A 25786-nucleotide genomic window follows, 5' to 3' on the forward strand; every position below is an offset into this window, starting at 1 on the left:
CCCATGGACGCCTACCACCAGCGGCACGGCGTCCATCATCAGGACGACGGCATCCCCCTCGACGACATGGACGGCGGGCTGTTGCCGCCCGATCCTCTCGATGCCCCCCCTCGATCCTCCCCACGGGGATGGCGATACGCCACGACCCGATGATCCGACGCTCGCCGAAGCCCTCGCCGGTTTCCACACGGTCGTCGACAACGCGCTCCATTCCACGGATTGGGAACACGCCTGTCTGAATCTGGCCATCAGCGCCTCGGCACTGGCCGCGTTCACGAACTCCGTCGAGGATGAGCGGCACGAGCTATGCAACGAGAACGACCTGCTGTCCAGCGAAATCCGCTGTTACATGGAGAACGTCGCCCGATACGCCGACTCGGCGACGGCGAGCATCGCGCTGGGCGAAATCACGAAGGCCGCATACGAGCCCGAACTCCAGTTCTACGACCCCGTCAACGCGGCCATGCTGCTGGCATCCGCCACCGCGTTCGCCCGTCACGGCGACAAGACGATGTGGGCGTACGACGTCGTCGATACCGCGCTCGAACGGTTCGGCGAACACCATGACACCGATCTGCCGCATGAGGCGCTAGTCGCCTCGCGCCGCGTGCTGCGCCGCTACATGCTCATGGTCGCCTACGATGTACGTCGTCTCGCCGGAGACGACGAGGGATGTGCCGCGCTTTGGCGCGAGCATCCCGACATGGCTCCGCTCACGCTGATGCGAGTCGTCACGCTGTTCAACGCCCGCCGGTTCCGGGAGGCGCGCGAGACGGTCGAAGCGTTCCTCGCCACGGTGACGGATCGCGCCCAAGCCGACGCGCACATCATGCACAACGGGCTGCTGCCGGAGCTGCTGCCACATGGATGGCGCACGCTGCTGGAATGCTGCGCGGAAGGTATGGGAGACTCGGCGCGGCTCGCCGACCTGTACCGCGACTACATCATCAGGGGCAACGACAAGAGGGACGCCGCATACGTGAACCGTCTGCGCCGGCTGCTATCCACGGAACGTCCCGGCGACGTGGACGATGCCGATGACGCGCGATGGCATGACGAGGCCCGGCGTCTCGCCCGCCGTTGCGCCCGCGACATCGCCGAACGCATCACGTCGCGGCCCGAGATGACGACGGTCGACGACGGGTACAGAGCCGTCAGACGCAGCAGCTGGCGCAATCCCGCATATGAGAAGCTCATCGTGGACGAACGTCTGACCGACGACGCGCTCACCTACTGCGTGACCATCGTCTATCCCCCGCTGCCGTTGCTGAAGACGATGGCGATCGGGCACCCGGACAAGGCGCGCGAGACGATTCTCGAGGCGATGCCGCAAGGCGCGCTGTCCGAGGACGATGTCATGCGGCTGCTCCATGCCGATGCCGCCGACCTGTCCCGGCCGTCGGGCGCGGGACGCGCGCCGAAGGCAGGCGCATCACGGCCGGGCATGGCGCGGCTGAGCGCCACCCGTGCCGTCTACCGGCAGATCGCGAAGCAGCTGCGCCGCTACGCCGACGTGTTCGACACCGATTCGGCGCGACTCGTCGCCGATCTCATCATCCGCCGGTATCCGAACCGTCCCGCCTTGCGCGAGGAACTCGCCTTCATCCGAGGATGACGTCGGACCGATGAATCGGTGTTTGGATTATTCGGGGACGGGACCCAACCCGTATAGGAATCCACGGTCGCAGAGCATTTCGCTTTCGTCCGTCGTGCAGTATCGGGCCCTGCCGGTCTCCATGTCTACGAAGAATCCTTGGGGCAGCCCCAATACCATGCCAGGCTCGTAGTCAGGCGGGACGGCGTAGAAAATGAGCTCGCCGTCATGTACACCGGCGGGTTCCCCCAAGCTAAGGCCTTCGGCCTGCGCGGCCCGTGAGGCTGCCTCACGTAACTCGCTGAACGGCTTCATTCGTTCATTCCCTCCATTAGTCCCAACACAATGTCCTTGTCCGATTCAAGGTTATCAATCCCTGTCAGAACCGGAGGGGAGACGATCATGCCAAGATTCTCGTGGCTCTTCCTCACCGAGCATAATCGGGGAATGGAGATAGGGACTGCCGGCGATGGACGGGTCGAATGTCTTCGACCGGATGCGGTATCCGTCGTCGGGCGGCATGGACACTAGGATGGCTGCACACCCGCATCAGTCATGGCGGCCGATTTCTTCCGATCGTGTTCATTCGTGAAGGCGTGACCAGAAATGCCGATGCCGGTAAAATCAATATCAAGTCCGGCAACGCCAAACGATGGAGGACGAGGCCATCATGACGACGGAGGAAATGATGAAGCTCGCCGAACGATGCCTGTCCATCGTCAGTACGCTCGACACGGATATCGAGAGCTGCGCGCAGGACGCGCTTACAGCCGGTGAGCCCGAATCGGCCATCGCGGACGCATTGGACATCGCTTACTCGCATCCGGAACTGTATGCGAAGTTCCCAGATGAGGTGTATGAATTGGCCAAAGACTCGGATTCGAAACACTTTTTCTTTACTTAATTCTTTACTTGACCCTGAGTTGATGAGGCCGATGGATGGCCTCCCTAGACATAGATAGATGACGCACGAACGTGGTTTAGTCAATATCACTTGACTTGAAAAGTGCATAGCTATGAACTACACATGTGGAGTGGGAAAGCTCGCAAAGCGAACCCACAAGCCCACCAAGGACAACGACCTCGAAAACGCCTGGACCAAGAGCGGCAATCGCAGCAAAGTCACTGCCGGCAACGCCCAGACCACCGTCCCTTGACACGGGAAGATCAACGGAATCATCACCAAAGGCACCCTACGTTGCTTCCGAAGGAACATGAAATGAGCGAACCCGTCAACACCACCGCCATCTGCCGACGCGCGAACGGCTGGTGGGCCGTCGAAGTCCCCGAAATTCCCGGCCTATTCACCCAGGTTCGCAGCCTCGACCAAGTCGAGGCCATGGTGCGCGACGCCGCCGACATGCTCGGCTTCGGAGTCGGCGACGTCACCAGCGTCAGCGCCCTGCAGGACTCCTGAGCCTACTGTACGGCGATCTCTGCAAAGTCGGAAAGGTCTCGATACCACACCATTCCCCACATATGGCACAACTCAAAGGCAGGTTCCGGGAGTGATTTTGGCTTGCTCTCCCCCATTGCGGAGCACTCGGAGAATCAAAGGAAACCGTTAATATCGCAACGAAAAAGCGCCGCCCCTTTCGGAGCGGCGCTTTCGTGTGGTGGAGTCGCGGGGAATCGAACCCCACGGCCTCACACCAGAAAACCCTTCTGCCGCTTGGATTACGCGGCGCTCGCCACCCCGTTTGGGCACATTTTGGGCACATTCTGCAAGAGCAGCGCGTTCATCGCGTCGCCCACGGCGTCGAGGTCGTCGTCGAAGAGATCCGCGTACACATCCAGGGTCATCGACGCGCTCGCATGCCCGAGCTGACGTTGCACCGCCTTGACGTTCGCGCCGCTCGCCACCATGAGGGAGGCGGCCGTGTGCCGCAGGTCGTGCACGGTCATCTCGCCCGTGATGCCGGCCCTCTTGCGCGCCCAGTAGAACCATGAGGCCGTGGAGTTCGGCCCGTGCGTGCGCCGCAGGTACCCGCCTTCCCGCGCCTCGAACAGGATCGCGTCATCCGCCCGCCCCTCGCACAGGGCGCGCAGATCGTCGTCGAGCAGCGCGGGATAGACGACCTTCCGCCATTGGTCGGACTTCGGCGTATCCACCACGAGCTCACCCTTGACCTCGGTGGCGGAGCGCCGCACCCACAGGCGACGATGCTCGAGGTCGACGTCGCCGACGGTCAGGCCGACGAGCTCGCCCCATCGGATTCCGGTCAGGCCGAGCGTGAGCACGATGACGCGACGCCACCCCGCCTCGTCGGCCAGGCGCACGAGCTCCGGCGCGGTCAGGTACCGGTGCTCCTTGCGCCGCTTCCGCGGCAGCTCGAGATCGTCGCACGGATTCGCCGGGATGAGCCTGTCGCGCACGGCCTGCCGGCATAATGCGCTCAGGATGCCCTCGGCCCGGAGCACGACGGTCGCGCTCACCGGCGGCGCTCCATCGCCATCGCCGGCGGAAAGCAGACTCACCCACTCCTGCACCTCGCCGCGCGTGATGGACGCGAGCTCACGGCTCCCCCACCGCGGTTCGACCCTGTGCCGCCACTCACGCTCCAGCGAATCGATGTAGCTGGCCTTGCAGCGCGTCTTCTTCGCGGCGACCCACGCCGGCCACAACGACCCGACCGTGGCCCTGCCGGCGGTCGGGTCGACGTAGCGGCCCTCGGCCTTCGCGACCGTCACATGCTCCGCCGCCCAACGCTCCGCGTCCAGCTTGCGTTTGAAGCCCCGACGCTTCGTCTGCGAACCATCCGGCTTGCGGTAGCGCACCATCCACCGGCGCTCGCCCTTGGACGTCTCGTATTTGGCGATGTTCGCCATGCCGTCACACCCTTTCTGTCCAGCGTTTCAAGAGAATCGTAGATACAGGCGATTTGCACAAATGCGGAACTTCGTGTAAGTTACTCGCTTTACCCTGTTTGAAAGGAGGCGGCCATGACCATGACCGACGCCGGCGTGAAGCCCATCCCGGTGTACACGCCGCCCGCCGACGGAAAACCCCGCAACGCGGTGGATGCGAAGTGGATGAAGCTGCACCGCGCCGCCCTGCATTACATGGACCGCCGGGCCGCGGCCAAGGCGAAGGAAGCCGATTCGCATGACGGCGTTGCAGCTCGTCATTGAGCGCGAATGCTCCAGTGACCACCAGTTCGCGCTGAGACGCTTCGTCTGCTGCGAACCGGGAGGCCCGGAATGGGCCATGGATCCGCAACGCTATATCCGTGGCCTCAACGTGCGCAGGCAACCGTCCGACATCGCCCGCACCCTCCTCGTCGTGTCCGGCGCGGACCGGTCTCAGGACGACGTGGTGGGATTCAGTGAATACGGGGTGGCAGTAGAGACGACACCCGAACACGAGGGCGTCTATCAGATCGCCTACATCGCCACCGCACTGAAAACACGCGGAACCCACCTCGGCGACCTGATGCTCTCCGCGGTCCTGATGCACATCAGCGACGACGCATGGCGCTTCAACCGCACCCCGCTCGTATTGGCCCAAGTCGACCCGCGCAACAAGCCCAGCATGCAACTGTTCTCCAGATTCGGCTTCACTGACGAAGGCCCGGATCCGGACGACACGGAATACCACATCCTCGCCCTGGAATTCACCCCGCAGGAACACGGCCCCTACCTGGCAAGCACGTTGGCATACTTCTGACATCCAAGCTCCTCCCCCACCCCGGCGCTCGCCAATGAGCCGCCAGGGCTGTTGTATCCGCTATTTGTTGGGGTTCTGGGGCTTCTCTTCGCTGGGGGTGACGGTGAAGTTCAGGCCGCTGTTGCCGTTGAAGCTCCATGTGACGGTGTACCCGTCGAAGTCGGCGTTCTGTACGCCGTTGAAGGCGTTGGTCATGCCGATCTGGCTGGTCAGTGTCGAGGGCATGTCCATCTTCTCTTCGACACACTCGAGGGTTGTACCTGCCGAGTATTTCCCTGTGGTGAGGGTAAGTGTCCCGTCGCTGTAGTCGAGCGAGTCGGCGTATCGGGAATATGCGTCGGTCGGCTGGCATGCCTTGGATGTCTTCCTGAGTTTGGAGAGCAGCCCGTTGTATTCGTCGAGCTGCTTCTGATAGGTGGTCTGCGTCGCCTGCCATTGTGCTTTCGCCTCGGCCGACCTTCCCAGGGGATATCCGACTGCGGCGCCGACGATCAGGCCGACGGCGGCTGCGATGGCCGCGGCCCATATGGGGAGGGATTTGGACTTAGGGGCGGTGGCGGTTGGTTCGTTCTGCGGCGTGGTCTCGGGTGCCTGCGGCAGCATCTGTCCATACTGCGGCGTCTGTTGGGGTGTGGTCATGTGCTTTCTCTTCTCTCTGGGCCTTACCGTGCGCGACGCCATTCCTGCCAGTCGCGGATGACCTGGATGGTGATGTTCAGGTCGCCTGCGATCTGCCAGATGTCGGTGTCGTACATGGCTTCGGCTTTCTTGTACGCCTCTTCGTCCACGAGGAGGCGCGCGGTTTCCAACCGGGTGCGACGCTCGTTGAGCCCGCACCGGTTATCACCGTGAGACCAGTGTACGAGCTCGTGGACAAGCGCGCATCTCTTCTGCGTGTAGGTGAGTCGTCGGTCGATGAGGATGGTCTTGCGCACGTCATCGTACACGCCCATCCGATTGCCGGGGAGCTTGGGAGCGCTGAGAATGGTGAGCTCCGGCACGAGCGAATACAGGGCCATCCGCAGCGGCCCGTACAGCATGTGGCTGTAATCAAGCGGCGGCATCGGGATCACCGGACTCCACGTACCGCATCTTGTCCGGATCCTCGTTGGCCGCCAGCTGCATCGGGTCATCCTCCAGCGCCTTGAGCGTGGCCGCGGCCAGATCGCTCTCACGCCGCGCCGTCTCCTCAAGCTCGGTACGACGAGTGTCGGCGAGCGCGGCCGGGGTATCGGAGGAATCCACCATGGGGACCACGAGTTGGCTGGGTGAGATGCCCCATATGTTGCTGATGATTCCGAGGTCGTTGAGGGTCCATTCCTTTTCGTTGTTGACGCGGGCCCTGACGTAGCTTTCGCTGCGTCCCATCTGTCTCGCGAGCTCGCGGTTGGACATGCGGCGGATGCCGAGCTGTGCTCGGATGTTTGTGCTGGCGATGATGCCGAGGCGACTTACTTCGATTTTCTTGCTACCCATGGCTTCATCATATGCGGCATTGCGTCTAGACGCGCTCAATTTATGTGCCACGCGACCAAATGACTACATATTGCGTTCAATTGACAACACGCCGTGCGTTATCTTGACTTGACATGCGCTCAATTGAGCGCATAATGAGAATCGTCAAACGGACACGGAAAGGACGGACGGAGATGGACAGGACGGAGACCAAGGCAGGGACCTGGACGGAGACGGCGAGGCCGGACGGGATGAGCACCGGCGACTGGGACCGGGACCTGCGGAAGGCGATGCGCGAGACGCAGGAGGCCCGCCGGAGGCTCGCCGCCCACTGGCGGACGCTGACCGGCCTGCCGGTCCCGGTCGTCCCGGCCGGCGTCCTCGCCTGACCCGGCCACGGGCGGCGAGCGCCGCCGCCCCTCTCTATCGCGTCCTATCGCAACCCATCGGATTCTCAACACTTGGAAGGTCATAATGCCGGAACTCAACCAGATTGTCGCCGACCGCATGAAGTCGTCGCTGACGTCCCTGCATCTCTCGGTCAAGGACTATGCGACTCGTGCAGGCCAGAGCTACGAGGCAGCCAAAAGACGCATCAACGGAGACATTCCGCTCACGCTCACCGACTTGCAGGATTTTTGCGCTGTGACGGGCTATCGGCCGTGTGAGCTGCTCGAAGACGAGTTCGTGCTGAAGCCGTCGTCCGCGCTCGCGGGCAAGGGGGTGAAGTGATGTGCGGAGAGAACGTGAGCACGGAAGCGCACGTCGAGTCGCATAGCGCCGGCGGCTTCGCGAGCCTGGTCGCCTTCTATGAGCCCGACGACGAGCGTCTGGCCGTGACCCGTCACACGGACGGCCACGTGACCATCCGCATCGGCAGGGACGGCCACGGCCCACGCAAGGAACTCAGCCCCGACGTCGTGCCGGCGCTCGCCGCCATGCTCGCCGCCCCGTCCGCACAGACCCCGGCCAAGGGGGTGGCGTGATGAGGCTTCTGGTCATCCGTTTCCTTGCGCGGCGTGCGCTCGCCTATCTCAAGAAGGCGGATTCGGCGCTGGTGGCCCTGTGGTGCGAGATGAACGGGGCCGGGCCGTCATCCATGCGGTCCGTGACCGGAGCGGTCATGCATCTCAACACCAGGCATGAGCAGGAGGTCCTACTCGACCTCATCGAACTTATCGACAAGGGGGTGGCGTGATGAGCGTCGAATACTGGACGGCCGCGCAGGTGAGCGAATACCTCGGGGGCAGGCCGAGCCCGGCCGCGCTCGCGGTCATGCGCACGCGCGGCAAGGGTCCGAGGTTCGTGAAGCTGGGCGCGAAGATCCCCGGCTGCCGCAACGACACCAGGCCGGTCCGATACCCCGTCAAGGAAGTCGTGAGGTGGGCCATGGAGAACGGCCTGCAATCCCAGACCATCGCAGCATGAAGGAGACACCGATGACCACCACGCTCAAGAACCGTCTGCGGCGCAATCGCCGCTGGCACAACCTCCCCCAGCACTTCACCGCCTCGATGAAGGGCGGCGTGCTGCTCGCCCTCACCCTGCTCGAAGGCTGGATGCTCAGCTTCGCCGTGACCCATGACCGGCTGCCCTCCCCGCTGGGCACGGGCACCCCGCAGTGGGCGATCACCGGCGCCACGCTGCTCGCCTGTCTCATCCCCCTCGCGTGGCTGCTCGTCGTCCTTCTCGACACGAGCGACGGCGAATGAATACCTGCCCGCCGGCTTTTTCTTTCCTTTCCCGGCGGGCACCCAGGGCGCAGCAGGTTAGCCCCCAGCCAAGATCACGCGGACAATCCCGCGGGGCAACGGCCGGGACGCGGTTCGATTCCGCGGGCGTCCACTGCGGCCGCGTCAACGCCAGCCCGGCACGCGCCACACCCTGACAGGACGCGCATGAAGCCCGCGTGCGCGGGGAGCGATGGGCCGGGAAGACGCCGACTCCTTGGCGTCCGTGACCCGTCCAGCGCGGCCGCAAACCACCCTCTAGCAGATAGGAGACCAATTATGACGACAGCGCAGGAGCTGTGCCAATCGCCCGCCAACGAGCTCAGCAAGACGGAGCTCGGCCGGGCGCGACGGTGGAAGCGCAAGCAGGCGGACGATCCGATGCTCTCCGGCCTGGCCGAGACCGTGCTCGACGACCAGCCGACCGTCAGCGTCGACAAGGCGTACCGGATCGCGGCCGAAAGCCTTCACCAGGAGACCGTGACGGACTCGCCCATGGGCACCGTCATCCAGGACGCCACCCCGGCCGACACCGCCCCGGAGGCGGGCGACGCGGAGACCCTCGCCTCCTTCCAGCGGCAGGTGCGCGACGCCGAGGACGCGCCGGCGGTGCCGGACCGGTGGCAGGCGCTCACGGGCGAGGCCTACGCCGCATTGAGCAATCTCGCCGTGCGCATGCTCGCCTCCTGCGACTGGGAGGCGTTCGGCCAGGCGTGCCGTGCGCGTGACGAGGCCGGCCGTCTCGCCGCCACGCTCGACCAGAGGAGCCGATGATGGCCGGCGAAACCACCCTGACCATCATCGGCAACCTCACCGCCGACCCCGAACTGCGCACCACCGGCACGGGCGCGATCGTGGCGGGCTTCACCATCGCGTCCACGCCGCGCGTCTTCAACCGCCAGTCCGGCCAATGGGAGGACGGACAGGCCCTGTTCATCCGCTGCAGCGCGTGGCGTGACCTCGCCGACCATTGCGCACAGTCCCTCAGGAAGGGCATGCGCGTGATCGCGCAGGGTCGTCTCCAGCAGCGTTCCTACGAGGCGCAGGACGGCACGCACCGCACCGTCATGGAGATGACGGTCGACGAGATCGGGCCCAGCCTGCGCTACGCGACCGCCCAGGTGACCCGCCGGCAGTCCGGCAACGGCATGAGCGGCGGCAGCACCTTCGGCGACCCCAACCGCCACCCGCAAGGCGGATACCAGGGCGGGTACACGGGCGGCGCCACGTATGGCGCGCCCCCGCAGGAGCCGGCCGCGCCTCCCCATGACCCGCACGACGACGCGGACCCATGGGGCAAAGCGGATCCCGCCCCCACCGACGACCCGGAATTCTGAGGAAAGGACACGAATCATGGCGAAACGCAAGCACGGCCGCCAGCAATTGGAGCATCAGCGGCAGAAGTCGCGCAGGAGGCGCCGCCCGCATCATCCGACCATCCAACCCCGCATCCCAGCGAATCTTCTGCAAGGAGAGTGACCCGACCAAGTGACCGACCCCATCATCGTCCACATCCCCCTCGCCCAGCTCCAGCCGCATCCGGACAATCCACGCCGCCGGGTGGGCGACGTGACCGAGCTCGCCGATTCCATCCGCTCGCAGGGCCTGCAGCAGCCGCTGCTCGTCACCCCGCACGGCACCGGCGAACACGGCACGCCCCTCTACCGGGTCGTCATCGGCCACCGCCGCCTCGCCGCCCTCCGCCAGGCCGGCATGACCATGGCACCGTGTCTCGTGCGCGACCTGACCGCCCGCCAGCAGCGCGAGATCATGCTCGTCGAAAACTGCCAACGCTCGGACCTCACCCCCTTGGAGGAGGCCGACGGCTACCAAGGCCTCTTGGACCTGGGCGCCACCGTCGCGGACATGGCCGAAGCCACCGGCCGCAGCACCAGCTTCGTGCGCGGCCGCCTCAAGGTCGCCGGCATCCCCCAATCGGTGCGCGACCACAACGAGCGCTTCGCCCAACTCTCCCTGACCGACCTGGACGCGATCGCCGAATTCGCCGACGACCCCGACACCCAAGCCGCGCTCGCCGAGAAAGCCGGCACCACCGGCTTCGACTACGCGCTCGCCGCCGCTCGCCGCCACCGCAAGGAACAGGCATGGGTGGACGCCTGCCTCGCATTCGCCGCCGACCGCCACCTCGGTTACACGACCGTCGACAGCCTGTGGAACCTGCCGTACAACCGCACCAAGACCATCAACGCCGCCGGCGACACGAGCGCCGAAACCTGGTACGACGAACTCGACGCCGAATACCACACCCCCGATTGCACGATCAGCGTGTGCAAGGGCGGCGGCCACGCGCTCGCCGGCATGGCCGTCACCCTGCCCGAGGACCCGGCCGACCGTGAACGGGACAAGAAGGCGGCGGAGGCCGCCAGACAGGCGCGCGAGGCCGAACAGCGCCGGCTCGCCCCCGTCACCCAATTCGACAAGCTGAGCCGTGAGACGCGCGAGACATGGATCCGCACGCACTCCGCCCAATGGGCGGCCCACCAGATGCGCGACGCGATCGCCACGCTCGCCCGCCTCGAAACCCTCGGCGTCGACGGCACCCTCCCCACAGGCCTCGACGCCAATCTCCGGGACAAGATGCTCGACACCTACCAGCGCATCGCTACTCCCCTGCCCGACGAGAAGAAGGACGTGAAACACAACCTCTACCACCTCGACAGCCCCGCGAACGTAGCGGAGCTACGCCGACGCGCCCACCAAGCCGGCCAGGAACTCCGCCAACTCACCCTCATCCTCCTCTCCCGCCAGGAAGCACGCCTCGACAAGGACACCTGGCGCGGCAAAGGCTGGACCATGAGCCTCAAAACCGCAAGCGTCTACTACAACGCGCTCGCCGAACTCGGATACGAAGCATCCGACGAGGAAAACACCGCGCTCGCGGGCGGATTCACCGAAACCAAGGAGGAAGCGCGATGACCTGGTGGATGCTCGACGACGCCCTCTACGACAGCCAACCCATCGAAACCGTCACCCCCGAAGCATTGGGCGTGCACACGCTCATGTGCTCCTACATCGGCAAACACGTCTACGACGAAGGCTTCGACCCATGGTTCACCCTCAAACGCGTGGACATCGTCACACGCCTCACCAAGAAACCACCCACCCAGAAACGGCTCGCGGCGCTCGCCGGCGAGCTCACGGAGGCGGGCATGTGGTGCGCGGACGGCGCGGGACGCTACCGGATCGTGGAGGCCCCGCCGTTCGGGAAGTTCGCGGGAGGCAAGGAGCTGAGCGCGAAACGCGCCGCCGCGGGCCGCAAGGGCGGGCGCGCGACGGCCGGCAAACGCGCCAAGCAGGCGGGCGAGGCAAACGCTTCAAGCAACACGGGCGAAGCAAACGCGCAAGCAATTGCTTCAAGCAACACGCAAGCAATTGCTCAAGCAAATGCTTCAAGCAACACGGCGAAGCAAAATTCAAGCAACCGGATACCTACCACCCTAACCGAGCCGATAACCCCCCAAAGCCCCCCGGACGGCGAACCGGCCGAACCGGACGTCGGACCCGCGCCGGCGTCGAGCCCGGAGCAGGCCGACCGGCTCGTCACCGGGCACACGCTCCTGGCCCTGCGCGGCGCATGGCCCGGCAAGACCGGCCGCAAGAGCGACATCGCGCCCGCCCTGGCCGAAGCGCTCAAGGACGCCGACGCGGCGACCCTGTACGGGGCCGTCGTCCGCTACGGGCGGGCCGTGGACGCGGGCGACGTGCTGCGCCGCGACGTGCCCACGCTCGCCGAATGGCTCCAGGAGGGCCAATGGCGGCGATGGCAGCCCGACAAGCCCAGCAGCTACGAGTGGGGCGGCATCAGCCGCGACTGGATCGCCGAGAACATCACCAGCCAAGTGCCCGACGGCACGTTCACCGACAGCCGGGAACGCGAGTTCTGGGCCAGCGTCAAAAGCGGCGAAAGCGCCGCCGACACCGCCCAGCGCATCGTCGACGAGCTCAACGCGAGGAGCACACGATGAGCCGCCAGCCCAGCAGCGAGACCCGCGCCCTCGTGCTCGGACGCGACGAGCACCGATGCCAATTATGCGAGACGTACCTCAGACCCGGCCAATGGCCCGGCGTGAGCATCCACCACCGGCTGCTCCGCTCCCAGGGCGCGGGATGCGCGGAGCTCCACGAGGCGAGCAACCTCGTCAGCCTGTGCGGCACGGGCACGACCGGATGCCACGGATGGGTCCACAGCCACATCGAGCGCGCCAAGGCGCTCGGCTACCTCATCCCGGCCACGGATCCACGCCCGCCGCACGAAGCGCCCGTGTACACGAGCCGGCACGGCTGGCAGCTGCTCGACACCGACGGCCAGGCCACGCCCTGCCCGCCGCCCGACCGACAGCCACGAAGAATCCCCGACCCCAAGGAGGGCTAAGCCATGAGCGACAACCGCTTCGACCACGACCCGCCGGACAGGACGCCCACGCTGCCCGTGCACGATCTCGTGCGCGTCCTGCCCGGCACCCTCGACCAGGTCGACTTCGCGCCGACCGGCGACGGCCCCACCACGGTCAGCCTGCTCATCGACCCGCTCGACCCCATCGACGGGCGCACCATCATCATCCCCCAAGGCTTCAACAGCCGCGAGAAGAACCTCATCGCGGCCGCCATCGTCCGAGCCCTCAAACCCCGAAAGGACACCAAATGACCACCACCAACACCGCCGCCCACACGATCACCGTCGGCGGTCAACCCATCCCCACACGCAAACCCGACATGCTCCTGTGGCTCGACGTGGAGACCACCGGCATCAAGCCGACCGCGGACCTCCTCGAGATCGGGCTGCGATGCACCAGCATGGACGGCACGCAGGAGACCGCCCGCCTCACAGGCGTCCGCCACCTCAAGCCGGACGAGGGCATCATCTTCGAGCCCGGCGCGATCGGCATGCACTACGCCAACGGCCTGATCGACGACTGCCTGCTCGGCGGCCTCGACCCCGACGACCTCGCCAGCGACGTCATCGACTTCACCCGCGACCTCGCCGCCACGTACCGCCTCCACCCGGCCGGCACCAACATCCAACGCTTCGACCTGCCCCGCCTCGCCTCATTCTGCAGCCGCGTGTCCATCGCCGGCGCCACCAGCCTCATCGGCTTCCTCCACTACCGGGCGGTGGACATGACCACCGTGCGCGCCCTCCTCGCCACCCAAGGCCACCACCTCGACCAGGACCACACGGCCCGCCACAGGGTCGACGACTGCCTCGACCGCGACATCGCCTTCTGGCGGCACGCGCAGACACTCATCACCCCCGCCAGCCACACCGACCAGGCCGACACCGACAGCGAGGCACAGGCATGAGCACCCCGACGATCACCATCGTCCTCACCGGCATGCGCATCCTCACCGGCACCGCCATCGCGCTCGCCATCGGAGCCACCATCATGCTCGCCGCCATCCTGCACGACATCATCGGCGAGCGCCGTCATGGTTATACGCGCAGGAGGCGGGGATGAGACGGCCGAATTCGGCGCATGCGGTCGGGGCGGGCGTCTATTCGCTGTCGGCGGGCAAGGGTATGGGCGACGCGTCTCCGTCGGCCAATGTGCTGACCGAGCAGGAGGTCGCGTGGTGCGTGGAGCAGCCGGAGGTGGCCGTGTGGCGTCGGGAGCCGGTCATGCCGGCGCGTGTGGAGCGGATGGAGTGCGCGGGCTGCGGCCGGTCGTGTCCCATGAACGCGACCGGCTTGTGTCGGCGCTGCCGGCGGCGCGGGCAGGTGACTGTGGCGGCCACGTGTTCGCGGTGCGGTAGCCGGTGCGTCAAGCGGGAGGACGGGTTGTGCGGCCGCTGCCGGTCCCGTGCGAAGACCAAGTGGCCCCAATGCGCGCGTTGCGAGCGTCGTACGCGCCGCGTCGACGAGCAGGGATTGTGCTGCACGTGCCGGCACATCCTCAGGATCCACAAGAGCAAGGAGCAATCATCATGAGCACACCAAGCGTCAATCATGTCCGCTACATGCGCGGCGAGCGGCCCGACCTGCGCCGCGCGTGGATGGATGTCGCGTGGATCGTCTGGGGTGGATTCTGGACGGGATTCGCGCTCGCGATCCATTCCTGGGCGCTCGCCGTCGTGAGCGGCCTGTGTCTTGCCGTCTGGCTGGGGATGCTCGTCGACCATCTCACCCACCTGACCTGGCACATCATCGAGATCACCGCACCCGCCGGCAAGGGCAAGGAGGCCGAGGAATGAGCGGTCTCACTCTCCAGCCGGTCCTATCCCGGCACATGAAGCCGCAGCCCGTGACCGAGGAGAACAAGCGGTTCATGCGCGCCGCGTCGCGTTCCGGCCCGCCGCTCAAGGTATGGCGGTCACGCGACTACTTCGCCCAGCTCTACCGCGACCGCAACGGGTACCTGCGGCTGAGCGTGAACCGCGTCGGCATCGACCTCAACGGCCGGTGGAAGGACGGGATCACATGGGACGAGCTCCAACGCGTCAAACAGGAGACCATCGGCGACGCGTGGGCCGTCGAAATCTACCCGCCGAAAACCGATCTCGTCGACGTCGCCAACATCCGCCACCTGTGGATCCTCGACCAACGCCCCCCATACGCCTGGCACGACAAGAAAGGACAACAATGAGCACCGACAACTTCACCGAACTCGTCAAGACCGCGCTCGCCTACGCGCTCGACGCGTTCGACCTGACCATCACCCCGCGCCGCAACGAGACCGACGAACCCGACACGGAAGACCTCAAGGCGCTCGCCGCCCGCCTGCTCGGAAAGGAGGATGTGGAATGAATCGGCTGACCGTCAAGAGGATTCTCAAGCATCATCGGGACGGGATGACGCCGTCGGAGATCGCCCGCCAGCTCCAATTGCCCGTCATGCAGGTGCGCGACATCATCAGACGCGTCACGCCCGGCCCCACGCCGTCGAAACGGCCCGACTTCCAAGAGCCGCCGCTCTTCGATTGACGTAGTCGCGTGCATAAACCCCGGAAAACCTGCATTCGCGTGCATTAAAAGGCATTTTTCCCAAGACAAAGCGAAACCCTCCACCCCCGGACGGGAGCGGAGGGCATGCCCTAGACAAGCACCAATCGTACACCTGTCCCAACGACGGAGGGTTTCGCCTTGACCACACCCACCCAGCTCACCCATGACCTGACCAGCCTGCGCGACCTCTGGCGCCCCCTCGACCAGCTCGCCACCAAAACCATCCACATCGGCGAGCGCGCGGACGGCGGACCCGCATGCATGAGCAGCGCGCCCATGCCCCTTAACCTCGGCGCGTGGCAGGTGGTCGACGACAGTGCATCATTCGCACGCCTCCTCGTCCGTCTGCTCCACCTGCACCCCACGCGCGACATGGACGGCCGCGACCTGCTCGCAGGCGTTCTCGCCAACCGCGCGCACCTGGACATGCTCGACGCGGAGGTTCTGGCCGCGCTCGCCGGCGAGGCGCATGATCTCGTGGAGCGGGCGCGTCTGTTGCTGTATCCGCCGGAGGGGACGCGCATGGTCGGCTGGTGCCCGCAATGCGTGCGCGAGCTGCGCTGCGACGAGCGGGAGATCGCGGGTGGGTACGTGCCCTGCCCCCGGTGCGGCAGGGCGTGGCGCATCAAGGACCTGCACACGCTGGCCATGCAGCGGTTGCACGCGCGCGGCGTCAAGGGCACGCCCGCCCAACTGTCCCGGCTGCTCAAACCGTGGGGCATCGACATCAAGGCGGACACCATCAAGAAATGGGGGCAACGCGGCATCATCCACCCCGTCGCGCAGGACGCCGGCAGGCCCGTCTACCTCATCTGGGACACGTGGGCCGCGCACACGCGCCTCGCCGGATACGAACGCGCACGACGCAGACGGACTTGACAAACCGGCACTGTCCCGCAATCATTAACTACAGTGGTCATTACCGATGCCAAGGCATCGGGGATGACGCACGACAGACTTTCCCGCATACACAATCACGGCGCTCGCCGACGATGTTTTCGTTCCGTCGGCGAGCGCCGTGCTGGTTCTATCTAGTCTCTGGTCTTGTTCTTGCGTGGTCGGCCGCCGCCGACTCCTCGTCCGGGGCGGGCGGCGTTCCACTCGTCTATCGTGGTCTCGCTCCAGCCCCGTGCCCTGCCGACGGTCACGTCGGCTTCTGGCAGCTTGTATTGCGCGAGGGCGCCTTTGGTGATGCCGAGTTTTTCGGCGACCTCGGTGAGGCTGAGGTAGTGGACGGTCATTTCGACCACCCGGCCGCGACGCACATGATGCCGGCGGCGAGGGCGAACAGGCCTGCGGGCAGCGTCTTGCCGGCGATGCCGTAGGCGAGTCCGGCGATGCCGAACGCGAGTCCGGCGATGGCGATGAGTCTTCTTGTGCTCATGGTGTTTGCGATGTGTATTCTGGAGAAGAGGGTTCCGGCTAGTTGGGATAGCCGGAACCCTTGCTACTTCCTGCCGTGCTTGGGCGGTTCGTCCCGGCTGTGGACGATGACCGTCACGGCGGTGACGATGGCTATCACGTTGGCGATGATGCTGAGCACCGTGTCGATGTTCTCCAGAATGTCCATCGTGCCTCCTTTCGCTCTTGGGTTGTGGTCGCCGGTCTTCCTTGCCGACATATCTATAATAACAAAGTATGTAAAGATATGCAAGTCGAGAGGGTGCGACACGCCGATGTATGCCAGTGGTTCCGGGAGGTGGGTTCATGGGATGGCGGGTATGCTCCACCCCCGGGTGCCCCAATCTCATCCAGCCCCCCGCCCGCAAATGCGACGCGTGCCGGCGCAGGCAGCAGGACCGGCGCCGCACCCGAGGCAGGAACCCATACAACACCCGAGGCCACCAGACGTTCCGTCGCCGCGTCCTCGCGCGAGACCCCTACTGCACCTGCCCCGGAGACCCCGCCCTGGGAGGGTGCGGCCACCACGCGGGGCTGTGCGGCAAGCCGAGCACGATAGCCGACCACTATCCATACGAGCGCGTCGAGCTCGTCGACATGCGCCTCGACCCGAACGACCCGAAGTTCGGACGCGGCATGTGCAAGCGATGCCACGACGGCAAGACCGCGCGCACCCAGCCGAGCGGCTTCCATCAGGCGCGCTAGCCGCCACGCCACGCCGCCGGACGCCCGACGACGCGACACACGCGACGACGCGACGCGACGCGCGACGCCACGACGGGCAAGCATGCACGAACGCGAACACCACACAAGACCACCCCGAAACCAACGCGCCGCCGCCCCGCGGGCACCCCGGGGGGAGGGGGTGCGGAGACCGGCGGACAGGACCGCCGGTGAGGTGCCTCGAAGGTGCGCGGGGTTCAAAGATTCCCGGAAGGGGCCCCATGGGAGAAAGAGACCGCACGTTCAACGCGTACAACCTGCCCATGCTCGACCATGTCGCGCTCGCCGGCGACTGGGGCATCCCCGTTCTCGGACCCTGCCGCCGAGTGCCGGACGACCTGATCGGCTTCAACTACGCGAGAAGCGAGGAGCGGGCCGACCGCACCGGCGCAGGCGTGCATTTCTTCGTGGACGACTACCAGTTCGAGCGCGTCTGGCGGCATCCCGAACGCTACGTGCGCGTCCTGTCGCGGTTCCAATGCGTGCTCACCCCGGATTTCAGCCTGTACCGGGACATGCCCCTCGCACAGCAACTCCATAACGTGTATCGTTCGCGGCTGATAGGCGCCTACTGGCAGCGGCACGGCCTGAACGTCATACCGACACTGCAGTGGAGCACCGCGGAGAGCCATTCGTTCGCGTTCGACGGCTTGCCGCGCCGTTCGGTCGTCGCCGTGAGCACGGTGGGCGTGCTGGCCGACCATGAGGCGTCGCGATTGTGGACGCTCGGCATGCGCGAGGCGCTTCGCAGGCTCGAACCGAGACTCGTCTTGCTCTACGGGCGGCCAATGCGAGATTTCGATTGGAACGGCACCGATTGGATCAGGTACGACAACCACGTGACCGGGAGGATGAAGGCATGGGCGGCAGAGGCTCGTCGAGCGGCGTAGGAGCCAACGGCGCACCTTACGGCACCGAGTACCTCACCCTGTTCCAGGTCGACAACATCAAGTTCGTGGAGCGTCGTGACGGCAAACCGGTCAAGGCCCCTATCGAGACGATGTCCAAGAACCGCATCTACGCTACCATCGAGCCGAAGAGCGGCCAGATAAACTCCATCTCCATAATGGAGAACGGCAAGGTCCGTTCGCAGATCGACTACCGTGACCATGGCCCGTTCCATGAGCACGTTCATGATTGGGATTACTCCGGGGACAAGCCGCGGCGCGGCGCGGCACGGCCGTTGACGGATTCGGAGCGTAGACTGTTCGACAAGATCAATGGAGAATACCGCAGATTCCGGAGGTGACGATGACCGCGGAGACCCCCGAAGCGTACGCCGGCTCTCAGCAGCCTGACGACAAGAAGCCGTACCGCACCGACGATCTGGAATGGTTCAGAGCGTTGTGCGAGGCGAACATCGAGACCTATTTCGACTATGAGGGACGTTCGTATTTCGTCACCAACTACGAGCACGGCGACCTCACCTGGTTCGTATGCGACGGCGAACCGTTCGCCAAGGACCTGTCACTTGTGCCGGTCAGCGGCGAACACGATTCGCTCGACGGATTGTTCGACGAGAAGATATTCGACGACCATACGAAATCGATTCGCGACTGCTACCGCGAATTCGACTTGTGGCAGAGTTAGCCGGCCGCGGTTACACGATGCGCTTCATGTTTTTTCAGGCCGCCTTGCGGGCGGTCTTTTTCATGCCCGTGAAGGGCGCTTCGATACCGACGGGAGGAGCGCGAGGCTTCCCTCGTCCCTACATGGAGGTCACATCATGGTTCAGGGAGGCGCAAGGCTTCGCTCGGGCCCGGCGAAGGACCCGCATTCGAGGACGTCGGAGCGCGCCGGCTTCACGCTGGCGTCGCTGCCGAACACCGGCTGGGACGGCAAGCCGCCCGCGTTCCCGCTGGAACGCTACCGCGTCACCGGGCCGGACGGCCCGGACGAGAAGGCCATGCGCTCGTTCCGCAAGCGCGAGCTCGCCCTGTGGCGGCAACTGTGGAGAAGCCCGCAGGCGTGGGCGTGGAGCATGCCCCAATACTCGTATCTGGTGTGGGACATCGCCATGTACTGCCGGCTCATGGTCCTGGCCGGCGAGAACACCGCCACGGCCGCCGACCGGGGCCTCATCCCCCGCTACGCGGACCGCATCGGCCTGAGCGCCGCCGGCCTGGCCGCGCTGGGCTGGCAGATCACGCCCGACGAGATGGCGAACCGGCGCATGGAACGCCGGGACGAGACCCCGGAGACCGCGTATCCGCGCCGTCTGAGGGCGGTGTGACATGGGAGCCGAGTTCACCGTGGACTTCCCCACGCTCGGCGACCTGAACGACGCGTGGATCACCGCGCACTGCCGGCAGCCCGACGGCCCCCTGCGAGGCCGCCCGTTCCGCCTGGCGGACTGGCAGTTCTGGGTGCTCGCCAACCGGCTGCGCATCCGCGAGGACGCCGCCTACGTGCCCCCGGAGGAGGTCACCGTCGACAACCCGATGGTGCTGAACCAGGCGTTCACCTACCGCCAGACGCTGACCGTGGGACCGCAGAAGACCGGCAAGGGGCCGACCGAGGCCGCGTTCGTGGCCGACGAGGCCGCCGGCCCCGTCATCTTCGACGACTGGGCGAAGGCGGGCGACGCGTACCGGTGCTCCGACTGGGGGTGCCCATGCGGCTTCGAATTCCCCTACGAGCCGGGCGAGCCGAAAGGCAGACCCCACCCATCGCCGCTCATCCAATTGACCGCCAACAGCGAGGACCAGGTCGCCAACGCCTACCGGCCCCTGAAAGCCATGATCCAACTCGGCCCGCTGAAACGCCTGCTCCTGGTGCGCGACACGTTCATCCGCATCCTGCGCCCCGGCACCGACGGCGAGGACGACGGCCTCGACCTCGACCGCATCGACATCGTCACCTCGTCCGCCCGCAGCCGCCTCGGCAACCCGATATCGGACGCCGAACAGGACGAAGCCGGCCTGTACACCAAATCGAACGGCATGATCGACGTGGCCGACACGCAACGACGCGGCGCCGCCGGCATGGGCGGCCGCACCCACGCATGGACCAACGCATGGGACCCGGCCGAAAACTCGTACGCCCAGCAGGTGTACGAATCCGGCGCGCCCGACGTGTTCGTGTTCTACCGCAACCCCGACCTCGACCCGAGGCTGCGCCGCGAGGACGGCACCCCATACAGCTTCCTCAACAAACGCGAACGCCGCCGCATCCTCGAAGTCGTCTACGAGGGCTCGCCCTGGGTGAACCTCGACTCCGTGGAAGCCGAGGCCGTCGCCCTGATGAAGAAAGACCCCAACCAGGCCGAACGGTTCTTCGGCAACCGACTCGTCCAAGGCGCGGGCGCATGGCTCGACGAAGGAGCGTGGGCGAAAGCATATGCAGGAACACCAGCCATGGCTTGAGAACCCGCCCGACGGCACCGAAATCTGCTGCGGGTTCGACGGCTCCGAAAACGACGACTGGACATGCATCAAGGCCGAGACCCTGCAGGGCCTCATCTTCACCCCCCGATACGGAGACGACCGCCGCCCCACCATCTGGAACCCGAAGACATGGGGCGGCAGGATCCCACGCGGCGAAGTCAACGCCGCATGGGACGAAATCAACCACCGCTACAAAGTGATACGCGCCTACTGCGACCCCGGATTCCGCGACGAAGTATCCTGGGAATCCGACATCGAGGCATGGGACCGCAAATACGGACCCAGGAAATACATGCCATGGACCATGAGCGGCAGCTCCCGCATCGGCGCCGTCTACGAAGCACTACGCCGCTTCGAAGCCGACCTCGCCAACGGACTCATCACCCACGACGGCTGCCCCATCACCACCACCCACATGACCAACGCCCGCAAAATAGCCAAGACCCTCGAACGCTACGGACTCGGCAAACCCAAACAGGACCGCAAGATAGACGCCGCCGTCACCAGCATCCTCGCCCACGAAGCCGCCTGCGACGCCCGCACCGCCGGCTGGGGACAACAACGACGCAACTACATGCTCACCGCCTCATCCACAAGGAGGACATGACCCATGGAACCCCAAGCGCAACTCGTCGCGCTCGCGAACCGCATGGCCGACAAGATCCAGTACCGCAGGCCGGCGATCGCGAAGCACACCGACTACGTGCGCGGCGTGCGCGGCCGGCTCCGCTTCGCGTCCAAGGAGTTCCGCCGCTACATGTCGGACCGGTTCAGCGACTTCTCCGACAACTGGTGCCTCCCCGTCGCGCAGGCCCCCGTCGAACGCATCCGCTTCAAGGGCTTCACCCCCTACGACGACGTGGAACTCGGCGCGGACGTCATGAAATGCCTCGACCGCAACGACTTCGAACGCGGCCTGCAGGAGGCCGCGCTCATGATGACCGCCACCGGCCGCGCCTTCATCCTCGTCACCAACCAGGACGGCCGGGCGCGCATCACGTTCGAGCACCCCGACAGCGCATGCGTCCTCTACGACCCGCGCACCGGCCAGCCGTCCGCCGGCTTCCTCATCCAACAGGGCGACGACACGGAATACGGCACCCTCATGACGCCCACGACCATCGTCGCCATGCAACGCCGCCGCCTCGAAGACCTCACCGACCAGCGCACCCCGCCCGACGTGTACGGATGGAACGTCGGCAACGCGCGACCCAACCCGTGGGGCACCGTGCCCATGCGCGAATTCCGCAACCAGATGCTCCTCGACAACAGCCCCATCAGCGACATCGAACACGTCGAAAGCATGCAGGACACCGTCAACATCGTCTGGGCCTACCTGCTCAACGCCCTCGACTTCGCCTCCCTGCCCGCCCGCGTCATCATGGGCGGCGACCCCCTCGTCGAACCCGTATACGACCAGGACGGCCAACAGATCGGCGAGAAACCCATCGAACTCGACAACCAGGTCCTCGAACGCATCTACCAATTCACCGGCGACAACGTCAACATCGGCGAATGGTCCAGCTCCAACCTCAACGCGTTCATCCCCGTCATCGAGAAGGCCGTCGAACACATCGCCGCCGAGACCAGAACCCCCGGCCACTACCTCCTCACCAACGCCGAAGTGCCCGCCACCGGCTACGAGGTCGCCGAAGCCGGCCTCGTGTCCAAGACCATGGAACGCATCAGCTTCCTCAAAAGCCCCATCCGCGACATGTGCGCGCTCGCCATGCGCATCGAAGGCCACGCCGACCAGGCGGACATCATCGCCGACAGCAAGGTCCAGTTCGCGACCCCGCAATACCGGTCCGAAACGCTCATGGCCGACGCGATGCTCAAATACAAGCAGCTCGGCTTCCCCATCCAATGGATCGCCGAACAAATGGGCCAAAGCAGCGACGAGGTCGAACGCATCATGCGCATGCGCACCGACGAAGCCCACGACCCCGAACTCGAAGCGTTGAACAACGCCCTGCGGATAGGAGGCGGCACCGATGACGGTGACATCACAGACGCTGGCGGACAGCCAACACCGCCTCGCGACATTGGAGCTGGCGGCGACCCGCGCGGCGGCCAGAACATGGAGGCAGGTCAACCCCGGTGACATCCGGGCCACATGGAAGACCATCAGCATCCGCCTCGCCGCCACGCTCGCCGCCATCCAGACCCAAACGGTCGGGACCGTCGCCGACGCCAACCCCATGACGCTCGCCGAACAAGGCGACTACGTCGCCCCCGCCGGGTTCCTCGACCCCACCGCCTTCGCCGGATGGGCGCCCAGCGGCATCCCCCTCGCCGACTACCTCCAGACGCCAGCCCTCACGAGCCTGCACGCCATCAGAACCGGCCGCCCCATCACCGAGGCGCTGCAGGCCGGCCAATCCACGCTCATGATGCTCACAGCGCTCGCCGTGACGGACACGGCCCGGCAGGCCGAGCAGGCGGACATCGCGTTGCGCGCCAAGGTCGGGTTCGTGCGCGTCGAATCCGCGTCCTGCTGCGACCGGTGCATGATCCTCGCCGGCAAATGGTACCGGTTCAACGAGGGGTTCCTGCGCCACCCGCACTGCCACGGCCGCCACCTGCCCTGCAGGAAGGACACGGCCGCGGAAGAAGGGTGGGTATCCGACCCGATGGACGCGTTCCGCGCATTGAGCCGCGAGGAGCAGGACCGCAGGTTCGGGCCCGCGAACGCGCAGGCCATCCGCGACGGCGCCGACATCTACCAGGTCGTCAACGCGCGGCGCGGCATGCAGCGCCTGCGCCGCGGATACACGGCCATGACCACCAGCGAGGGCATGAGCCGCTACGGCTGGGCGCGCATGATGGCCGAGGAGAACGGGCGCCCGCTGAAACGCAGGCTCACCCCCGACGCCATCTACACGCTCACCCGCGGCGACCGCGCCAAGACCATCGAAGCGCTCAAACGCAACGGGTACATCATCCCCAACGGCTGGCGCGCCGACGTGCCCGACATCCGACGCAAACGGTGGCGGCACGACAACACGTACCGGCAGGGCCGGCGCGAGACGATCACGGCCGCCCAGAAACGCGTCCAATCCGCGACGCTGCAATGGCAGGCCGTCCTCGAAGGCCGCAACCCGTACGACGCGCGCATGCCGCTCACCCCCGACATCGCCGCCGACGTGGAACGCCGCTACCGACGCTGGCTCGCGACGAACGGCCAGATATACACCCAATGATCCGACCGAATCGAAAGGAAGAAGCATGGATCAGCAGCAGGACAAGACCGACGAGCAGGACAAGCCGAAGGAGCCGGCCACGCAGCCGGGCACCGACTGGCAATCCAAGTTCGAAGGCCAGCGCAAGGTCAACCGCGACCTCGAGGCCAAGCTCAACGAAGCCTACCGGAAGGCCGACAAGGTCGACGAGCTCGAGAAGCAGCTCGCCGCCCTGCAGGGCAAGGAGGCCGAATACGAGGCCGCCAAAAAAGAACAGTCCATCAAGGACGAGGCGCTGAGGACCGCGAACCAGCGAATCCTCAAAGCCGAGATCCGCGCCGCCGCCACCGGCCGCATGAACGACCCGGCGGACGCGCTGCGCTACCTCGACCTGTCCCAGTTCACCGTCGGCGACGACGGCGACACCGACACGCAGGCCATCACCGAAGCGCTCGACGGCCTGCTCAAGGACAAACCGTACCTCGGGAAAGCCGAGACCAACGCCCCCCATGGGGCGGACATCCAACCGCCCAGCGGAACGCGGGACGGCGACCGGCACGCGGGCCAGCTCACCCGAGACGACCTGCGCCACATGACACCGCAGCAGATCGTGGACGCCCAGAGGAAGGGCCTCCTCAAGGACCTGCTCGCCACCGACTGACAGAAAGGACGGCCCGACATGGCCATCACCAACTTCATCCCCGAGATCTGGAGCGCGAACATCCTCACCGAACTCCAGAAAAGCCTCGTCTACGGTTCCGCCGTGAACCGCGACTACGAGGGCGACATCGCCAACTACGGCGACACCGTGCACATCACCAGCATCGCGCACATCACCGTCGGCGACTACACGCCGCACACCGACATCGCCATCGAACAGGCGACCGACAAGGACGCGGGCGAACTCGTCATCGACCAGTCCAAGTACTTCGCGTTCGAGATCGACGACGTCGAGAAGCGCCAGGCGATGAACAACCTCACCGCCGCCTACTCCCAGGACGCCGCCTACCAGCTGCGCGACCTCGCCGACCAGTACGTCGCCGGACTCATGGCCGCCGGCGCGAAAAGCAAGCTCGACCCGATCAACGGCGCCACCGCCACCAAGGCATACGACGCGATCGTCGACCTCGCCACCGCCCTCGACAAGCAGAACGTCCCCGACGCCGGCCGCTGGGTCATCGTCAACCCCGACTTCTACGGCCTGCTGCGCAAGGACAACCGCTTCATCTCCGGCACCGACGCCGCCCACTCCACGCTCCTCAACGGCGTGGTCGGCGAAGCCGCCGGCATGACCATCCTCAAGTCCAACAACGCGCCCGCCGCCACCGGCGGCACCACCGACGCGCCCACCGACGAAGGCAACGTCATCATCGCCGGCACCAACGCCGCCACCACGTTCGCCGAACAAATCGCCAAGGTCGAAGCCGTCCGCAAGGAGAAGGGCTTCGACGACATCGTCAAGGGCCTGCACCTGTACGGCGCCAAGGTCGTCCGCCCCGAAGCGCTCGCCACCGTCCACTTCAAGGTGGGCAAGTGATGGCCGGCAACTACGAGGACTTCCCCTACGTGGGCGCGGCAGGCGCGGCCGTCATCGCCGCCGAGACCGTGGACGAGCTCAACGCCGCCATCGGACAGGCGTCCGGGGGCGGCCAGGCCATCACGTCCGTGACCGTGACCGGCCTCGCCGC

At 65.9% G+C, this 25786-nt stretch carries 41 protein-coding genes and 2 pseudogenes; 36 read left to right on the forward strand and 7 right to left on the reverse strand.

Going from position 1 to position 25786, the window contains the following annotated elements; translation table 11 throughout:
* The 3 genes and pseudogenes from Uis4E_RS11135 to Uis4E_RS11150 form a co-directional block, all read left to right on the forward strand.
* Window positions 1-1615, forward strand: a pseudogene (locus Uis4E_RS11135) (hypothetical protein); the annotation flags it as partial.
* Window positions 1616-2264: 649 nt separating this feature from the next.
* On the forward strand, window positions 2265-2498 hold the full coding sequence (locus Uis4E_RS11145; RefSeq protein WP_133125467.1) for a hypothetical protein: 234 nt from the start codon (window positions 2265-2267) through the stop codon (window positions 2496-2498).
* Between the two features lie 315 nt (window positions 2499-2813).
* Window positions 2814-3005, forward strand: a pseudogene (locus Uis4E_RS11150) (type II toxin-antitoxin system HicB family antitoxin); the annotation flags it as partial.
* Between the two features lie 266 nt (window positions 3006-3271).
* On the opposite strand, the gene Uis4E_RS11155 reads toward Uis4E_RS11150, so the two are convergent.
* Window positions 3272-4423, reverse strand: a complete 1152-nt coding sequence (locus Uis4E_RS11155; protein ID WP_101623227.1) for a tyrosine-type recombinase/integrase — start codon at window positions 4421-4423, stop codon at window positions 3272-3274.
* 114 nt (window positions 4424-4537) lie between these two features.
* Here Uis4E_RS11155 and Uis4E_RS11160 point away from each other — a divergent pair, with 114 nt between their 5' ends.
* On the forward strand, window positions 4538-4726 hold the full coding sequence (locus Uis4E_RS11160; protein WP_101623228.1) for a hypothetical protein: 189 nt from the start codon (window positions 4538-4540) through the stop codon (window positions 4724-4726).
* The gene (locus Uis4E_RS11165) at window positions 4701-5261 is read left to right on the forward strand and encodes a GNAT family N-acetyltransferase (RefSeq protein WP_243394561.1); all 561 of its coding nucleotides are present in this window, start codon (window positions 4701-4703) and stop codon (window positions 5259-5261) included. Before Uis4E_RS11160 ends, Uis4E_RS11165 begins: the two co-directional genes overlap by 26 nt.
* 60 nt (window positions 5262-5321) lie before the next feature.
* Here the strand turns inward: Uis4E_RS11165 and Uis4E_RS11170 are convergent, their stop codons facing one another.
* From Uis4E_RS11170 to Uis4E_RS11180, 3 genes are read right to left on the reverse strand one after another with little or no spacing between them, the layout of a single operon-like run.
* On the reverse strand, window positions 5322-5900 hold the full coding sequence (locus Uis4E_RS11170) for a hypothetical protein (RefSeq protein WP_133125468.1): 579 nt from the start codon (window positions 5898-5900) through the stop codon (window positions 5322-5324).
* Window positions 5901-5923: 23 nt separating this feature from the next.
* Complete coding sequence (locus Uis4E_RS11175) at window positions 5924-6325, reverse strand: ImmA/IrrE family metallo-endopeptidase (protein WP_243394562.1); 402 nt, start codon at window positions 6323-6325, stop codon at window positions 5924-5926.
* Window positions 6312-6737, reverse strand: coding sequence for a hypothetical protein (locus Uis4E_RS11180; RefSeq protein WP_101623230.1), 426 nt, complete (start codon window positions 6735-6737; stop codon window positions 6312-6314). The genes Uis4E_RS11175 and Uis4E_RS11180 overlap by 14 nt, the downstream gene beginning before the upstream one ends.
* 173 nt (window positions 6738-6910) lie before the next feature.
* Here Uis4E_RS11180 and Uis4E_RS11185 point away from each other — a divergent pair, with 173 nt between their 5' ends.
* The 20 genes from Uis4E_RS11185 to Uis4E_RS11270 all read left to right on the forward strand — a co-directional run bounded on the left by Uis4E_RS11185 (window position 6911) and on the right by Uis4E_RS11270 (window position 16285).
* Complete coding sequence (locus Uis4E_RS11185) at window positions 6911-7105, forward strand: hypothetical protein (protein ID WP_101623231.1); 195 nt, start codon at window positions 6911-6913, stop codon at window positions 7103-7105.
* 85 nt (window positions 7106-7190) lie between these two features.
* The gene (locus Uis4E_RS11190) at window positions 7191-7448 is read left to right on the forward strand and encodes a hypothetical protein (RefSeq protein ID WP_101623232.1); all 258 of its coding nucleotides are present in this window, start codon (window positions 7191-7193) and stop codon (window positions 7446-7448) included.
* Complete coding sequence (locus Uis4E_RS11195) at window positions 7448-7702, forward strand: hypothetical protein (protein ID WP_101623233.1); 255 nt, start codon at window positions 7448-7450, stop codon at window positions 7700-7702. The genes Uis4E_RS11190 and Uis4E_RS11195 overlap by 1 nt, the downstream gene beginning before the upstream one ends.
* Window positions 7702-7914 carry a hypothetical protein gene (locus Uis4E_RS11200; protein WP_101623234.1) on the forward strand — a complete coding sequence of 71 codons (213 nt, stop codon included), beginning with the start codon at window positions 7702-7704 and terminating at the stop codon, window positions 7912-7914. Before Uis4E_RS11195 ends, Uis4E_RS11200 begins: the two co-directional genes overlap by 1 nt.
* Entirely contained in the window at window positions 7914-8144 is a 231-nt protein-coding gene (locus Uis4E_RS11205) for a hypothetical protein (protein WP_101623235.1), read from the forward strand. Before Uis4E_RS11200 ends, Uis4E_RS11205 begins: the two co-directional genes overlap by 1 nt.
* Before the next feature lie 11 nt (window positions 8145-8155).
* The gene (locus Uis4E_RS11210) at window positions 8156-8428 is read left to right on the forward strand and encodes a hypothetical protein (RefSeq protein WP_101623236.1); all 273 of its coding nucleotides are present in this window, start codon (window positions 8156-8158) and stop codon (window positions 8426-8428) included.
* Between the two features lie 297 nt (window positions 8429-8725).
* On the forward strand, window positions 8726-9220 hold the full coding sequence (locus tag Uis4E_RS11215) for a hypothetical protein (RefSeq protein ID WP_101623237.1): 495 nt from the start codon (window positions 8726-8728) through the stop codon (window positions 9218-9220).
* The gene (locus Uis4E_RS11220) at window positions 9220-9783 is read left to right on the forward strand and encodes a single-stranded DNA-binding protein (protein ID WP_101623238.1); all 564 of its coding nucleotides are present in this window, start codon (window positions 9220-9222) and stop codon (window positions 9781-9783) included. The genes Uis4E_RS11215 and Uis4E_RS11220 overlap by 1 nt, the downstream gene beginning before the upstream one ends.
* A 16-nt stretch (window positions 9784-9799) precedes the next feature.
* Entirely contained in the window at window positions 9800-9925 is a 126-nt protein-coding gene (locus Uis4E_RS12345) for a hypothetical protein (RefSeq protein WP_279324958.1), read from the forward strand.
* Window positions 9926-9934: 9 nt separating this feature from the next.
* Complete coding sequence (locus Uis4E_RS11225; protein WP_101623239.1) at window positions 9935-11383, forward strand: ParB/RepB/Spo0J family partition protein; 1449 nt, start codon at window positions 9935-9937, stop codon at window positions 11381-11383.
* Window positions 11380-12432, forward strand: a complete 1053-nt coding sequence (locus Uis4E_RS11230) for a hypothetical protein (protein WP_101623240.1) — start codon at window positions 11380-11382, stop codon at window positions 12430-12432. The genes Uis4E_RS11225 and Uis4E_RS11230 overlap by 4 nt, the downstream gene beginning before the upstream one ends.
* Window positions 12429-12839 (forward strand): HNH endonuclease, encoded by a 411-nt coding sequence (locus Uis4E_RS11235; protein ID WP_101623241.1) that lies wholly within the window; start codon window positions 12429-12431, stop codon window positions 12837-12839. Before Uis4E_RS11230 ends, Uis4E_RS11235 begins: the two co-directional genes overlap by 4 nt.
* A gap of 3 nt (window positions 12840-12842) precedes the next feature.
* The gene (locus Uis4E_RS11240) at window positions 12843-13112 is read left to right on the forward strand and encodes a hypothetical protein (protein WP_101623242.1); all 270 of its coding nucleotides are present in this window, start codon (window positions 12843-12845) and stop codon (window positions 13110-13112) included.
* A complete protein-coding gene (locus Uis4E_RS11245; protein WP_207764585.1) occupies window positions 13109-13768 on the forward strand; it encodes a 3'-5' exonuclease family protein in 660 nt (219 codons plus the stop codon). The genes Uis4E_RS11240 and Uis4E_RS11245 overlap by 4 nt, the downstream gene beginning before the upstream one ends.
* Window positions 13765-13923, forward strand: coding sequence for a hypothetical protein (locus tag Uis4E_RS12010; protein WP_165784978.1), 159 nt, complete (start codon window positions 13765-13767; stop codon window positions 13921-13923). The genes Uis4E_RS11245 and Uis4E_RS12010 overlap by 4 nt, the downstream gene beginning before the upstream one ends.
* A gap of 466 nt (window positions 13924-14389) precedes the next feature.
* Window positions 14390-14656 carry a hypothetical protein gene (locus tag Uis4E_RS11255; RefSeq protein ID WP_101623244.1) on the forward strand — a complete coding sequence of 89 codons (267 nt, stop codon included), beginning with the start codon at window positions 14390-14392 and terminating at the stop codon, window positions 14654-14656.
* Window positions 14653-15048: a DUF7694 domain-containing protein gene (locus Uis4E_RS11260; protein WP_101623245.1), complete on the forward strand. Its 396-nt coding sequence runs from the start codon at window positions 14653-14655 to the stop codon at window positions 15046-15048. Before Uis4E_RS11255 ends, Uis4E_RS11260 begins: the two co-directional genes overlap by 4 nt.
* A complete protein-coding gene (locus tag Uis4E_RS12015; protein WP_165784979.1) occupies window positions 15045-15209 on the forward strand; it encodes a hypothetical protein in 165 nt (54 codons plus the stop codon). The genes Uis4E_RS11260 and Uis4E_RS12015 overlap by 4 nt, the downstream gene beginning before the upstream one ends.
* A complete protein-coding gene (locus tag Uis4E_RS11265; protein ID WP_101623246.1) occupies window positions 15206-15385 on the forward strand; it encodes a helix-turn-helix domain-containing protein in 180 nt (59 codons plus the stop codon). Before Uis4E_RS12015 ends, Uis4E_RS11265 begins: the two co-directional genes overlap by 4 nt.
* Before the next feature lie 159 nt (window positions 15386-15544).
* Window positions 15545-16285, forward strand: coding sequence for a hypothetical protein (locus tag Uis4E_RS11270; RefSeq protein ID WP_101623247.1), 741 nt, complete (start codon window positions 15545-15547; stop codon window positions 16283-16285).
* Window positions 16286-16437: 152 nt separating this feature from the next.
* Here the strand turns inward: Uis4E_RS11270 and Uis4E_RS11275 are convergent, their stop codons facing one another.
* The 3 genes from Uis4E_RS11275 to Uis4E_RS12350 form a co-directional block, all read right to left on the reverse strand.
* Complete coding sequence (locus tag Uis4E_RS11275; RefSeq protein ID WP_101623248.1) at window positions 16438-16647, reverse strand: hypothetical protein; 210 nt, start codon at window positions 16645-16647, stop codon at window positions 16438-16440.
* Window positions 16644-16790, reverse strand: coding sequence for a hypothetical protein (locus tag Uis4E_RS12020; RefSeq protein ID WP_165784980.1), 147 nt, complete (start codon window positions 16788-16790; stop codon window positions 16644-16646). The genes Uis4E_RS11275 and Uis4E_RS12020 overlap by 4 nt, the downstream gene beginning before the upstream one ends.
* Window positions 16791-16853: 63 nt before the next feature.
* The gene (locus Uis4E_RS12350; RefSeq protein ID WP_279324959.1) at window positions 16854-16976 is read right to left on the reverse strand and encodes a hypothetical protein; all 123 of its coding nucleotides are present in this window, start codon (window positions 16974-16976) and stop codon (window positions 16854-16856) included.
* Between the two features lie 137 nt (window positions 16977-17113).
* On the opposite strand from Uis4E_RS12350, the gene Uis4E_RS11280 reads away from it, so the two are divergent.
* The 11 genes from Uis4E_RS11280 (at window position 17114) to Uis4E_RS11330 (ending at window position 25635) form a co-directional block, all read left to right on the forward strand.
* Window positions 17114-17512, forward strand: coding sequence for a holin (locus Uis4E_RS11280; protein ID WP_101623249.1), 399 nt, complete (start codon window positions 17114-17116; stop codon window positions 17510-17512).
* 239 nt (window positions 17513-17751) lie between these two features.
* On the forward strand, window positions 17752-18420 hold the full coding sequence (locus Uis4E_RS11285) for a DUF4417 domain-containing protein (protein ID WP_165784981.1): 669 nt from the start codon (window positions 17752-17754) through the stop codon (window positions 18418-18420).
* On the forward strand, window positions 18390-18779 hold the full coding sequence (locus tag Uis4E_RS11290; RefSeq protein ID WP_101623251.1) for a hypothetical protein: 390 nt from the start codon (window positions 18390-18392) through the stop codon (window positions 18777-18779). The genes Uis4E_RS11285 and Uis4E_RS11290 overlap by 31 nt, the downstream gene beginning before the upstream one ends.
* Window positions 18780-18781: 2 nt before the next feature.
* On the forward strand, window positions 18782-19120 hold the full coding sequence (locus Uis4E_RS11295; RefSeq protein ID WP_101623252.1) for a hypothetical protein: 339 nt from the start codon (window positions 18782-18784) through the stop codon (window positions 19118-19120).
* A gap of 136 nt (window positions 19121-19256) precedes the next feature.
* Window positions 19257-19763, forward strand: a complete 507-nt coding sequence (locus Uis4E_RS11300) for a hypothetical protein (protein ID WP_101623253.1) — start codon at window positions 19257-19259, stop codon at window positions 19761-19763.
* Between the two features lies 1 nt (window position 19764).
* Window positions 19765-20895 (forward strand): terminase, encoded by a 1131-nt coding sequence (locus Uis4E_RS11305; protein ID WP_101623254.1) that lies wholly within the window; start codon window positions 19765-19767, stop codon window positions 20893-20895.
* Window positions 20870-21523 carry a terminase gene (locus tag Uis4E_RS11310; protein WP_101623255.1) on the forward strand — a complete coding sequence of 218 codons (654 nt, stop codon included), beginning with the start codon at window positions 20870-20872 and terminating at the stop codon, window positions 21521-21523. The genes Uis4E_RS11305 and Uis4E_RS11310 overlap by 26 nt, the downstream gene beginning before the upstream one ends.
* 3 nt (window positions 21524-21526) lie before the next feature.
* Window positions 21527-23020, forward strand: a complete 1494-nt coding sequence (locus tag Uis4E_RS11315; protein ID WP_101623256.1) for a phage portal protein — start codon at window positions 21527-21529, stop codon at window positions 23018-23020.
* On the forward strand, window positions 22911-24119 hold the full coding sequence (locus tag Uis4E_RS11320) for a hypothetical protein (RefSeq protein ID WP_243394564.1): 1209 nt from the start codon (window positions 22911-22913) through the stop codon (window positions 24117-24119). The genes Uis4E_RS11315 and Uis4E_RS11320 overlap by 110 nt, the downstream gene beginning before the upstream one ends.
* A 25-nt stretch (window positions 24120-24144) precedes the next feature.
* Entirely contained in the window at window positions 24145-24759 is a 615-nt protein-coding gene (locus tag Uis4E_RS11325) for a hypothetical protein (RefSeq protein ID WP_101623258.1), read from the forward strand.
* A gap of 18 nt (window positions 24760-24777) precedes the next feature.
* Window positions 24778-25635 (forward strand): major capsid protein, encoded by an 858-nt coding sequence (locus tag Uis4E_RS11330; protein ID WP_101623259.1) that lies wholly within the window; start codon window positions 24778-24780, stop codon window positions 25633-25635.
* The last annotated feature ends 151 nt before the right edge of the window (window positions 25636-25786 follow it).

The sequence above is a fragment of the Bifidobacterium parmae genome (genome assembly GCF_002860365.1).
Taxonomy (GTDB): Bacteria; Actinomycetota; Actinomycetes; order Actinomycetales; family Bifidobacteriaceae; genus Bifidobacterium; species Bifidobacterium parmae.